Raw genomic sequence first — 12,252 nt, 5'->3', positions numbered from 1 at the left:
CTTGCCGTTTGCTTGATTTTGCCTTTGCCATCAGAAACTCCACAAGAGTACCGCCACTATAAAGCAGCTTAGACAGGGGGGAATTTGAGGATCAAGAGTTAGGGGCGATGATTGCGCTCCTCCATGGGCACATAGGGTTGATTGTGGGCACCCGTATAGACTTGGGTGGGGCGATAGATGCGATTGGCCTCCAGTTGTTCTTTCCAGTGGGCGAGCCAACCGGCCACGCGGGCGATCGCAAACACCGGCGTAAACAAGTCACTGGGAATCCCCAACCGCCGATAGACAAGCCCCGAGTAAAAGTCCACATTGGGATAAATCCCCTTGTAACTGAGGTATTCGCCCACCACTTCTTCCAGTTTCAAGGCAATGTCGTAGTAGCGATCGCCGCCAAACTTATCAAACAACTGCTCCGCCAACTTCTGCAAAATCGTGGCACGGGGATCCTTGACCTTATACACGCGGTGGCCAAAGCCCGCAATTTTGATCTTATTCTGGACGCACTTTTCCACATAGGGACGGACATTTTCAACGCTGCCGATTTCTTCGAGCATATTGATCACATCTTCATTGGCGCCCCCGTGCAGTGGCCCTGCCAGCGTACCCACCGCTGAAGCAACCACAGCGTAAGGGTCGGTCAACGTCGAGGCGGTCACCCGCGCCGAGAAGGTAGAGGCATTCATCGTGTGCTCGGCATGGAGAATCAAGCAAATATCAAATACCCGCGCCGCAAAGGGATCGGGACGCCGTTCATTGAGCATATAGAGAAAATTGGCCGCATAGTCCAGTTCATCACAGGGCATGACCGGATCATTCCCCTTGCGGATGAGTTGAAAGGCCGCCACCATCGTTGGAATTTTGGCCAAGAGGCGAATCACCGCTGCCCGAATGTACTCTGGATCATCGAGTGCCCGCCGTGAATAGAATAATCCTAAGGCTCCCGCCGAGGCCTGCAGGGCATCCATGGGGTGGCCACTGTCAGGAAAGCATTTCATCATGTCGCGAATGCGATATTTCACGCGGCGATGGTAGGTAATATCGTGCTCAAAGGCCGCCAACTCCTCCTTGCTCGGCCAGTAGCCCCAAATTAAGAGGAAGGCCGTTTCTAAAAATGTACTTTTCTCCGCTAGTTCCTGAATCGGGACACCGCGATACTCAAGAACGCCTGCTTGGCCATCCACATAGCTAATGGCCGACTGAGCAACGGGAATACCGTCAAGACCGGGGCTAAATTCGCAAGCAACCATGCGTGGGTGTCCTTAAAAGGGGCAAACTGAATTGCAATTGCAGTATTTATCAATTTTAGGGGAGAGGGGAAAGATGTTGGTATGTTAAGCTGCATTCCCACTTCCTTCAAGTTTTGCAACGTTTTGGCGGGCGAGGGAAAGAGCCTCGCTACGATCGCGATCGAAGATCAAAATGCCTCTGCCCAAGGAGTTGACGCGATGAAACTTGCCTACTGGATGTATGCAGGGCCAGCCCACATTGGTACTCTGCGCATTGCCAGTTCCTTCAAAAATGTTCATGGCATTATGCACGCGCCCCTTGGGGATGATTACTTCAACGTCATGCGATCGATGCTCGAGCGAGAGCGCGACTTTACCCCTGTCACCGCCAGTATTGTCGATCGCCATGTCTTGGCACGCGGCTCCCAAGAAAAAGTGGTGGACAATATCACCCGCAAAGACACTGAAGAGCACCCCGATTTAATTGTGCTCACCCCCACCTGCACCTCGAGCATTCTTCAGGAAGACTTACAAAACTTTGTCCAACGCGCCAGCCTCAGCACCACTGCCGATGTCCTCTTGGCGGATGTCAATCACTATCGCGTCAATGAATTGCAAGCCGCCGATCGCACCCTTGAGCAAATTGTGCAGTTTTATATTGACAAAGCCCGCCGCCAAGGCACCTTAGTCACCAGCAAAACCCCCACCCCTAGCGTCAACATTATTGGCATCACCACCCTCGGCTTCCACAATCAGCATGATTGCCGCGAGCTAAAACAACTCATGGCTGACCTTGGGATTGAGGTGAATCTGGTGATTCCTGCGGCGGCCAGCGTCCACGACCTTGCCCGACTGCCCCAAGCATGGTTTAACCTTGTCCCCTATCGGGAAATTGGTGGCCTCACCGCCCAGTACCTAGAAACGGAATTTGGCCAGCCAAGCGTGAGGATTACGCCGATGGGTGTCGTGGAAACTGCCCGCTGTATCCGTGCCATTCAAGGGGTGCTTAACGCTCAGGGGGCGAATGTGGACTACGAAGCCTTTATTGAGCAGCAAACACGGGATGTGTCCCAAGCCGCTTGGTTTTCCCGCTCCATTGACTGCCAAAACCTCACCGGTAAAAAAGCCGTGGTCTTTGGGGACAATACCCATGCAGCGGCAATGACAAAAATTCTCAGTCGAGAAATGGGCATCCACGTTGTTTGGGCGGGGACGTACTGCAAATACGATGCCGATTGGTTCCGCGCAGAGGTGGCAGGCTTTTGTGACGAGGTACTCATTACCGATGACCACACAGTGGTCGGGGACGCGATCGCCCGCGTTGAACCTGCTGCTATCTTTGGCACACAAATGGAACGCCATGTGGGCAAACGCCTCAACATTCCCTGTGGTGTTATTGCCGCCCCCATCCACATCCAAGACTTTCCCGTGGGCTATCGGCCCTTCTTGGGCTATGAGGGTACCAATCAACTGGTGGATTTAATCTACAACTCCTTCACCTTGGGCATGGAAGATCACCTGCTGGAGATTTTTGGTGGCCATGACACGAAGGAAGTGATTCACAAGGGACTTTCCGCCGACTCGGATTTAACATGGACCGCAGATGGGCTAGCGGAATTAAACAAGATTCCCGGCTTTGTGCGCGGCAAGGTGAAGCGCAACACTGAAAAATTTGCCCGCGAACAGGGGATTAGCGAGATCACCGTAGAAGTGCTCTATGCTGCCAAAGAAGCCGTGGGAGCTTAAGTTTCGCCTCTGGAACCTGCATGAACCTGACCCTTGCAGCGTATAGCGATTGGCATTTAACAAGCAATTGCTATGGTATTGCTGAAACGCATCATTGCCCTTGGTTTACTGGCAGCAGGGGTTGGCTTTGCGCCGGGTGCCCTTGCCCAGCGGCTACCCCGTTTACGCCAAGGCATGAGCTATGCCGATGCCCGCCAACGTCTCATTGATCGCGGTTGGCAACCCGTGGTCAATCCAGCCATGATAAATCCGACAACGACAACGCCGATTGTGGCCTATCTGCTCAGTCAAGGCTACAGCGAACTGATGGGCTGTCAACTGGTGGGGGTGGATATCTGCGCCTTTCAGTTTCGCAATCGCAAGGGGCATCTGTTGGAAATTGCCACCGTGAATTTGCCCATTCTCCCCGGCGGCACGGTGACCAGTTGGGCACTGCGGAAGAATTCCCCTTAGGCGATTATAATGGGGAGCCGTAACCTTTTTTCAGGAACCGCAGTATGGTGTCTTCTCCGATTAAACCTGAAGCCCCCGTTCGTCACGATGTCAAAGATTTGAGCCTTGCGCCCTTGGGTCAGCAACGCATTGAATGGGCAGGGCGGGAGATGCCAGTGCTGCGCCAGATTCGCGATCGCTTTGAGAAAGAAAAGCCCCTCGCAGGTATTCGCTTGGCCGCCTGCTGCCATGTGACCACAGAAACCGCCAATCTGGCGATCGCCCTCAAAGCCGGCGGCGCCGATGCCGTTCTCATTGCCAGTAACCCCCTCTCCACCCAAGACGATGTGGCCGCTAGCCTAGTGGTGAACTACGGCATCCCAGTCTTTGCCCAAAAAGGGGAAGACACTGCCACCTATATGCGCCACGTCAATATTGCCCTTGATCACCGTCCCAACATCATCATTGATGACGGCTGTGATGTGGTTGCCACCCTCGTCAAAGAGCGCCAGCACCAACTCAGCGACATTATTGGCACCACCGAAGAAACCACCACCGGTATTGTCCGCCTCAAGGCCATGTTCCGCGATGGCGTCCTCACCTTCCCCGCCATTAACGTCAACGATGCCGACACCAAACACTTCTTTGACAACCGCTACGGCACCGGTCAATCCACCCTAGATGGCATCATTCGGGCAACGAACATTCTCCTTGCCGGTAAAACCGTTGTCGTGGCGGGCTATGGCTGGTGCGGTAAGGGGACAGCACTGCGGGCACGGGGCATGGGTGCCAATGTAATCGTGACGGAAATTGATCCCGTGCGTGCCATTGAAGCAGTCATGGATGGCTTCCGGGTCATGCCGATGCTCGAGGCGGCACCCCTTGGGGATATTTTCATTACCGTGACGGGGAATAAGCATGTGATTCGGGCAGAGCACTTTGCCGTCATGAAAGATGGGGCAATGGTCGCCAACTCCGGTCACTTTGACATTGAAATTGACCTCGCCACCCTGAAAACCCTCGCCAAGGAAGTCCGCGTCGTCCGCAACTTCACCGAGGAATACATTCTCCCCAGCGGTAAATCCATCATTGTTTTGGGTGAAGGCCGCCTAATTAACCTTGCGGCTGCCGAAGGCCACCCGGCGAGCGTCATGGATATGAGCTTTGCCAACCAAGCCCTTGGCTGCGAGTACCTCGTGAAAAATAAAGGTCAGTTGGCTGCCGGCATCCACCCCATTCCTACCGCCGTGGATCAAGAAATTGCCCGCTTGAAACTGCAAGCGATGGGCATTGCCATTGACACCCTCACCCCTGAGCAGGTGGAGTACATGAACTCTTGGACATCAGGTACCTAGAGATTCCCATCAACCTGCGAAATTATCACCAATATTGAACAACCTTCTTGATCAGGGTCAGAGAAGTCCTGAACACCAGCCACTTCGCTAACGGTTGGGATCACGGGGTGGATCCACCTGATTTGGCGGATTGAAGCGAGAAGGATCGTGCGGCTGACCTTGGGGGCGTGGTTCAAAACCCGGATTGACTAACAAGTTGTCGGGGTCAATGACGAGGCGAGGTGGGGCGGTACCACTCTCTGGCTCAGCAGGGCGAACCTGTGCCCCCGGTCTTTCTGACTCCATCAGTCGGTCTCGGGGTGTCTGCGGACGCAGATGTTCAAATACAGGGGATACCTCCCACGGCTGAGGGCTAGTGTTGCCGCCGCAAGGCATGTCAGGGGCACAGTCTCTCGTTCTGGCTCGGGGAGGTAGAGACATTTCTCCACGGTCAATATGAATAACATAAGCAGCCTCACGCAAGCCAGCAGGTTCTCTAGTCGAACCAGAGGATCCTATACGTTCTGTATGTCCATTGCGATCCGTGTGGTAAACGTTATGCTCATACCGCCCATCACTACGGCGAGTGGACTCAATGCGATACATCTCCCCAGTAGGAGTAGTCACAGTCATTATGTATACCCGTGAGCCAGGGTGATGTTCGACAGTGACGGTATAACCCGCATACTGACCAGTACTTTCGTAAGTTGTTCGGGTTTCTGTGCGTTCCCGCTGAGCGAACCCTACCGGCGCTGGCCTGCTACCGCTGCCTCCACCTCCTCCATCCCGCACGAGGCTGTCCTGACGAGGCAAACCGGGTTGCCACTGCTCCCTAGTACGCTCCCGCTGACTATTACTTGGCCGATTCCGCAGTGCCCCCAAGTGCTCCATCAAGCCAAAGTCCTCTGGCTGAGATTGGCGCTGGCGTTCTTGGGATCTAGCTCCTTGACGTTGCTCCTCTCGCTGCCGAGGGTCAAATTCCTGCACCTGTGACCCTTGAGGCAAGAGATTATTGGACTCTTGTAAACGTTGGCTCTCTTCCTGTAGCCGCCGACCTTCTGCACTATGGTGCGCCCCTGCTGGTAGAGATGGCAGCAAGGCAGGGTCTATCTGCAATATTTGCCCTTGGTTAGACAAATCTTCGGTTAGGCTGCGTTCTACATCTCGGTTGCGGTTCGGCAACTGTCGTTGCACATTGCCAGACACCGTGGGCATGGTACTGCCCGTGTCGTTGAGAATTGGAGGGATCACCGCTGGCAATTGAAGATATTGGTTGTACGGGTTGCCGATGTTTGCGCCTCCGGGAGGTTTAATCTGCGTCATTTGAGCCAATACTTGGGTGGGCAGGCTTCCCGCTAGCACCAAACTGAGCAACATAACTGGAAATGATCGCACTCGCATAATGGTGTGACTCCTAAGTGCTTCATTCCCTAGGGTGGCTCTCGTCTCCCGATCTCAACAGCAACACCTGTCACTTCCTGCCGTTGATCCCTATCACCTAGTACCCAAGTCTTAACGGCAGTGTTTCTATTAGCGATAGATGTAATTTCAGCATATCCTTAATACAAAAGCTGTATCACGACAAGAAAAAAGTAGCAAAGTTTACAAATGTTCATGGTTGACCCGCCTAAATTGGATGTTCAAGTAACCCGTTGAAGACAAGGGCAACAACCGTGAGCAACAAAATTGAAGCCATTAAAAAAGAGAAAGATGGCTTAGCGGTTAAACAAGAGCTAGAGAAATTTGCAGCCATGGGCTGGGAAAACATCCCAGAAGCCGATCGCGATGTCCGCCTCAAGTGGCTAGGGATTTTCTTTCGGCCAGTCACCCCTGGCAGGTTCATGATGCGACTGCGGGTACCCAATGGGATTCTCACCAGTCAGCAACTGCGAACCCTTGGCGCAATTGTGGATCGCTATGGCGAGAACGGCAATGGAGACATTACTACCCGTCAAAACATCCAGATTCGTGGCTTACCCATTGAAGACATTCCTGAAGTCATAGAGCAGCTCCAAGCCTGTGGCCTCACCTCTGTCCAATCGGGAATGGACAATGTGCGCAACCTCACTGGCTCTCCTGTGGCGGGCATTGATGCGGCCGAACTCATTGACACTCGCCCCCTGATCATGAAACTGCAGGCCATGATTACCAACAACGGTCAGGGGAATCCGGAATTTAGCAATCTACCCCGCAAGTTCAACATTGCGATTGAGGGGGGGCGGGATAACTCTGTCCATGCCGAAATTAACGATGTTGCCTTTGTGCCTGCCTACCGGCAAGGGCGTTTGGGCTTCAATGTTTTGGTCGGTGGTTTCTTCTCTGCTCGGCGTTGCGCTGCCGCTATCCCCCTCAATGCTTGGGTACCTCCCGATGATGCTGTGGTGCAGCTCTCACGTGCCATCCTTGAAATTTTCCGTGACCATGGCCTGCGGGGCAATCGGCAAAAAGCGCGGCTCATGTGGCTTATTGATGAGTGGGGTATCGAGAAATTCCGAACAGCCGTGGCGGCTAAGCTCCCCTTTGAACTCCTCAGTGCTGCCCCAAAAGACGAAATTGACTGGGACAAGCGGGATCATTTGGGGGTGCACCGCCAAAAACAACGGCGCCTGAACTATGTGGGACTCCATGTACCTGTGGGGCGACTCTATGCCCCTGACTTCTATGAGTTGGCACGGCTTGCCCAAGTGTATGGCCAGTCGGAAGTGCGGCTCACTGTGGAGCAAAACGTGATCATTCCCCATGTGCCGGATGCTGTTTTACCGAGTCTGCTGCGGGAACCTCTCCTGAGCAAGTTTCGGCCTGAACCCCCGCCCCTAGAGCGCGCCCTTGTTTCCTGTACAGGAGCACAATTTTGCAACTTTGCCCTTATTGAAACCAAAAATCGTGCCCTCGCCCTTGCCCGCTGGCTCGATCAACAATTGGTGGTGCCTCAACCAGTGCGCATTCATTGGACGGGGTGTCCCAACTCCTGTGGCCAACCGCAAGTGGCCGATATTGGCCTCATGGGCACGAAAACTCGCCGTAATGGCGAAACAGTAGATGCGGTGGATTTGTACATGGGCGGCAAAGTGGGGAAGGACGCCAAGCTGGGCACCTGTGTGAAAAAAGCGATTCCCTGTGATGAACTGCCCGAGGTACTGCGGCAACTATTGATTGAACAGTTTGGTGCTCAGCCCATCAGTTCAGATACCCCACCCATGGCTACCCCTGCTGTGGCAATGGTAGTTTCCTGATACACGCTGAATTGACCTTTTTGATTGTTTTGATTGTCTAGGAATTGAAGGATTTCTCAACTTATGGTGAATATTTCGCGTCGGCGCTTTCTCATGACTGCTGCGGCCACAACGGCTGTGACATTGATCGCCCACGGCTGTGGCAATAGCCAGCAAAGCAGTGAGGTTGCCCAACCCACAACAGTGGCGGAAACCCCAGAGGTGACGGGGGTCAAACTGGGCTTTATTGCTCTCACAGATGCGGCTCCCCTGATTATTGCCAAGGAAAAGGGGCTCTTTGCCAAGTATGGCATGCCTGATGTGGAGGTGGTGAAGCAGGCGTCTTGGGGCGTCACCCGCGACAACTTGGTATTGGGTTCCGCTGGGGGTGGCATTGATGGTGCCCACATTCTCACACCGATGCCCTACCTGATGACCGTGGGAACCATTACCGGTGGCAAACCCCTACCCATGTATATCTTGGCGCGGTTAAACACGAATGGTCAGGGAATTGTCTTGGCAAATGCCTACAAAGATCTCAATATCAGCACCGACAGTCGTCCTCTGAAGGAGGCCTTTGCCAAAACCCGTGCTGAACGGCGTGCCCGCAATCAAGAGGAGGACATCAAGGTGGCCGTGACCTTTCCGGGAGGCACTCACGACCTCTGGATGCGCTACTGGTTGGCTGCTGGTGGTATTGATCCGGAAAAAGATGTTTCCGTGATTGTCGTGCCACCGCCCCAGATGGTGGCCAATGTGAAAACTGGAACGATGGAGGCTTTTTGTGTAGGGGAACCATGGCCACAGCAAACGGTGAATCAGCAGGTGGGAGCCGGGGGCATTACAACGGGTGAGTTTTGGCAGGATCATCCCGAAAAGTCTCTTGCCCTACGTGCCGACTGGGTTGATAAACATCCGAAGGCCGCCAAGGCTCTCTTAATGGCAGTGATGGAAGCCCAACAGTGGTGCGATCGCCCTGAAAATAAACCAGAAATGGCCAAAATCATTGCCCAGCGCCAATGGCTCAAGGTACCGGTCGAAGATATTTTAGATCGCTCCCTTGGCAAGTTTGACTTTGGCACACGCACCCTAGAAAACGAAAATCTTGCCATGAAGTTTTGGCGAGACAATGCCTCGTATCCCTACCAAAGTCATGATCTGTGGTTCCTGACAGAGGACATTCGCTGGGGGTATTTGCCGGCGGATATGGATACTAAAGCTCTCATCCAAAAAGTGAACCGTGAGGATCTGTGGCGCGAAGCTGCTCAAGCGATGGGGGTGCCGGCAGCGGAAATTCCCACCACCACCTCTCGGGGCGTGGAGACCTTTTTTGATGGTGTGGCCTTTGATCCCCAAAATCCTCAGGCCTACTTGAGCGGTTTGGATTTGAAAAAAGTTTAGAGGTAAAGAGCAATGGCAAGTTCTTCTATGGGGTTCACGCAATCTCGGCGGCGCTGGCTAAAGCATCTCAAGAAATCAGCAGTGTTCCGCAAAGTGGTGCTAGGTAGTTTGGGGGTGCTGTGTTTCTTGGTCATTTGGCAGTTTGTCTGTATGGCAGGGCTACTGCGTCTGCCAACTCCCCTCAAGGTGATTGCGGAAACGTGGGATTTGATCATTGATCCCTTTTATCAAGGGAGTGGCACTGATGTCGGGTTGGGGTGGCAAATTCTCACCAGTCTGCGGCGGGTAGCTATTGGTTTTTCCTTGGCGGCAGTCATTGGCGTTGGGCTGGGAATGCTGATTGGCTCTAGCCGAGTGCTCTACGACGCGGTGGATCCGATCTTGCAGGTATTGCGTCCAGTGCCGCCTCTTGCTTGGTTGCCGATTTCCTTGGCGGCTCTGCGGGACAATGAACCAGCAGCGATTTTTGTGATCTTTATTACCGCAATTTGGCCGATTATTATCAACACGATTGTCGGTGTGCAGCAAATTCCCAAGGACTACAAGAATGTGGCACGGGTGTTGCGGCTCTCCCGCAAGGATTATTTCCTGAATATTCTCGTGCCAGCAACGGTGCCCTATGTGTTTACGGGGCTGCGCATTGGCATTGGGCTGTCTTGGTTGGCAATTGTTGCCGCAGAGATGCTTATCGGCGGTGTCGGCATTGGCTTCTTTATCTGGGATGCCTGGAACAGCTCACTGATTAGTGAAATTATCGTTGCTGTGATCTATGTCGGCATTGTTGGCTTGGTGCTGGATCGCTCGGTAGCTTTTGTGGGGCGCTTGCTTAGCCACGGTGAAGAGGTGCATTCCTAGCTCCCTCGTGATTTCCAAGATTTTCCAGATTGTCTGAAAACATGAGTTTTTTAACCCTATGGCCAAGTCTTTACCATTGATTGAAATTGACCATGTGGATCAGGTCTTTGACCTGCCGGGGGGCGATCGCTACATTGCTCTCAAGAATATCCACCTTGAAATCCAAAAAGGGGAGTTTATTTCCCTTGTCGGTCACTCCGGCTGCGGCAAGTCCACCCTCTTGAATATCATTGCTGGGTTTCAGCGGCCTAGCAGTGGTGGTGTGGTGATGGCAGGACGGCAGGTAACTCAGCCGGGGCCTGATCGTATGGTGGTGTTTCAAAACTATTCGCTGCTGCCTTGGAAAACGGTGTATCAGAATGTGGCCTTGGCGGTCGCAGCAGTGCTGGGGCATTTAAGCAAGGCAGAGCAACGGCAGCGGGTAGAGGCAGCGCTGCAACAGGTGCACCTCAGTCAGGCGCGCGATAAATTTCCTGCCCAATTGTCGGGAGGAATGAAGCAACGGGTGGCAATCGCCCGTGCCTTGGCGATTCAACCGCAGGTACTCCTGCTGGATGAACCCTTTGGTGCCCTTGATGCTTTGACGCGAGGCTCTTTGCAGGATGAGTTGATGCAAGTCTGCCAAGGCAGTGAAACCACCTGCATTATGGTGACCCACGATGTGGACGAGGCACTACTGCTCTCGGATCGCGTGGTGCTGCTCACCAATGGCCCTGAAGCCCACATTGGTCAAATTTTGAAAATTCCCTTTGCCCGTCCCCGCAATCGCCATGATGTGCTGAATCATCCCAGCTACTATGGCCTGCGCAATGAGATGATTGCCTTTCTCAACCAACAGAAACGCCGCCGCCAACCGTTGCAGGTACCCACCACAACCTCAACGGGTCTCAGCCTTGGCTTTATCCCCCTCATGGACAGTGCCCCCCTCATTGTTGCCAAGGAAATGGGCTTTTTTGCTAAGTATGGCCTCGAGGATGTAACACTGCACCGCGAAGAAAGCTGGCAAGACTTGGTGATGGGGGTACTCAGCGGTCGCTTGACGGGGGGGCAACTGCTGGCGGCAATGCCTCTAGCAATGACCTTGGGATTCAATGGCCAACCTTCGCATCCCCTAATGACCTCGTTGGTTCTCAGTCGCAATGGCAATGCGATCACGTTTCATCGGGATTTGTGGCAACAGGGGGTGAAAACCGCTGAGGATCTGCGAGCCTACATTGAGCGCACAGGCGATCGCCCCCGCTTTGGTGTGGTGCATCCTGCCTCAATGCACAATCTGCTGTTGCGGTATTGGCTAGCTGCTGCAGGTATTGACCCGGATTATGATGTCGAGTTGCTGGTGATTCCGCCACCGCAAATGGTCTATCACCTCAAGGCGGGACACATCAGTGGTTTTTGTGTCGGTCAACCTTGGAACTCCCATGCGGTGCGCGAAGGCATTGGCGTTATCGTTGCTACGGATTTGGACATTTGGCCGGGGCACCCCGAAAAGGTCTTAGGTATGCGTCCTGACTGGGTACACGCTCACCCCCGGGAACACCAAGCACTGGTCAAGGCGCTGATAGAAGCCTGTGAATACTGCGACACCATCAAGCATCGCCCGGAAATTGCGCAACTGCTTTGTCGGCCAGAGTATGTAGGCTGCACCCCAGCAGATGCCTATGCGGGCTTTGTCGATCCTTTGGACTGGGGAGACGGCATTGCCAGTGCCTTTCAACCTCGATTTCACCAGTTCTATGTGGATCGCTCCCCCTGCCCTGGACGGGTGGAGGGGCTGTGGATCATGACCCAATTGGCGCGTTGGCAACTCACACCTTTCCCGAAAAACTGGCTAGAAATTGTTGAGCAGGTGCGGCGGGTCGATCTCTTTGGGGCGGCAGCACGGGAGCTGAAGGTTGTGGATAATGAGCCAGATCGCTGTGCCTTTGCCCTTTTTGATGGTTTGCCCTTTGACCCCGATAATCCCCTTGGCTACATTGAGGCGGCTGCGATTCGCCGTGGCCTTGATATTCGCACTGTTGATCCCCAAGCGGTTGTTGCTGTCTAGGT

General features: G+C 53.8%; 9 protein-coding genes. 7 read left to right on the top strand and 2 right to left on the bottom strand.

The window, feature by feature from the left end:
- Positions 1-98 precede the first annotated feature (98 nt).
- Positions 99-1,247, bottom strand: a complete 1,149-nt coding sequence (locus tag KV190_RS03330; protein WP_460194591.1) for a citrate synthase — start codon at positions 1,245-1,247, stop codon at positions 99-101.
- A 198-nt stretch (positions 1,248-1,445) separates the two neighbouring features.
- Between KV190_RS03330 and bchB the strand changes: the two genes are divergently transcribed.
- From bchB to ahcY, 3 genes are all read left to right on the top strand, one after another.
- Positions 1,446-2,972: a ferredoxin:protochlorophyllide reductase (ATP-dependent) subunit B gene (gene bchB, locus KV190_RS03325; protein ID WP_460195205.1), complete on the top strand. Its 1,527-nt coding sequence runs from the start codon at positions 1,446-1,448 to the stop codon at positions 2,970-2,972.
- A 72-nt stretch (positions 2,973-3,044) separates the two neighbouring features.
- Positions 3,045-3,425 carry a hypothetical protein gene (locus KV190_RS03320; RefSeq protein WP_460194590.1) on the top strand — a complete coding sequence of 127 codons (381 nt, stop codon included), beginning with the start codon at positions 3,045-3,047 and terminating at the stop codon, positions 3,423-3,425.
- 44 nt (positions 3,426-3,469) lie between these two features.
- Positions 3,470-4,759, top strand: a complete 1,290-nt coding sequence (ahcY, locus tag KV190_RS03315) for an adenosylhomocysteinase (protein WP_460194589.1) — start codon at positions 3,470-3,472, stop codon at positions 4,757-4,759.
- 87 nt (positions 4,760-4,846) lie between these two features.
- On the opposite strand, the gene KV190_RS03310 is transcribed toward ahcY, so the two are convergent.
- Positions 4,847-6,139 carry a hypothetical protein gene (locus tag KV190_RS03310; RefSeq protein WP_460194588.1) on the bottom strand — a complete coding sequence of 431 codons (1,293 nt, stop codon included), beginning with the start codon at positions 6,137-6,139 and terminating at the stop codon, positions 4,847-4,849.
- Between the two features lie 272 nt (positions 6,140-6,411).
- On the opposite strand from KV190_RS03310, the gene KV190_RS03305 reads away from it, so the two are divergent.
- From KV190_RS03305 to KV190_RS03290, 4 genes are all read left to right on the top strand, one after another.
- The gene (locus KV190_RS03305; protein ID WP_460194587.1) at positions 6,412-7,971 is read left to right on the top strand and encodes a ferredoxin--nitrite reductase; all 1,560 of its coding nucleotides are present in this window, start codon (positions 6,412-6,414) and stop codon (positions 7,969-7,971) included.
- Positions 7,972-8,034: 63 nt separating this feature from the next.
- On the top strand, positions 8,035-9,351 hold the full coding sequence (locus KV190_RS03300; RefSeq protein ID WP_460194586.1) for a CmpA/NrtA family ABC transporter substrate-binding protein: 1,317 nt from the start codon (positions 8,035-8,037) through the stop codon (positions 9,349-9,351).
- A gap of 12 nt (positions 9,352-9,363) precedes the next feature.
- Positions 9,364-10,206 (top strand): nitrate ABC transporter permease, encoded by an 843-nt coding sequence (gene ntrB / locus KV190_RS03295; protein ID WP_460194585.1) that lies wholly within the window; start codon positions 9,364-9,366, stop codon positions 10,204-10,206.
- Between the two features lie 58 nt (positions 10,207-10,264).
- Complete coding sequence (locus KV190_RS03290) at positions 10,265-12,250, top strand: ABC transporter ATP-binding/substrate-binding protein (protein ID WP_460194584.1); 1,986 nt, start codon at positions 10,265-10,267, stop codon at positions 12,248-12,250.
- Positions 12,251-12,252: the final 2 nt, after the last annotated feature.

The organism is Thermosynechococcus sp. FA-CM-4201 (assembly GCF_054689355.1).
Note: the sequence above shows the minus strand (reverse complement) of the source record. Positions and strands in the feature narration are given on the sequence as shown.

Bases quoted from the DNA above. Each gene is read 5' to 3' on its own strand.
- ntrB (WP_460194585.1), top strand. From the start codon at position 9,364: ATGGCAAGTTCTTCTATGGGGTTCACGCAATCTCGGCGGCGCTGGCTA.
- KV190_RS03310 (WP_460194588.1), bottom strand. From the start codon at position 6,139: ATGCGAGTGCGATCATTTCCAGTTATGTTGCTCAGTTTGGTGCTAGCG.
- bchB (WP_460195205.1), top strand. From the start codon at position 1,446: ATGAAACTTGCCTACTGGATGTATGCAGGGCCAGCCCACATTGGTACT.
- KV190_RS03300 (WP_460194586.1), top strand. From the start codon at position 8,035: ATGGTGAATATTTCGCGTCGGCGCTTTCTCATGACTGCTGCGGCCACA.
- ahcY (WP_460194589.1), top strand. From the start codon at position 3,470: ATGGTGTCTTCTCCGATTAAACCTGAAGCCCCCGTTCGTCACGATGTC.
- KV190_RS03330 (WP_460194591.1), bottom strand. From the start codon at position 1,247: ATGGTTGCTTGCGAATTTAGCCCCGGTCTTGACGGTATTCCCGTTGCT.
- KV190_RS03290 (WP_460194584.1), top strand. From the start codon at position 10,265: ATGGCCAAGTCTTTACCATTGATTGAAATTGACCATGTGGATCAGGTC.
- KV190_RS03320 (WP_460194590.1), top strand. From the start codon at position 3,045: ATGGTATTGCTGAAACGCATCATTGCCCTTGGTTTACTGGCAGCAGGG.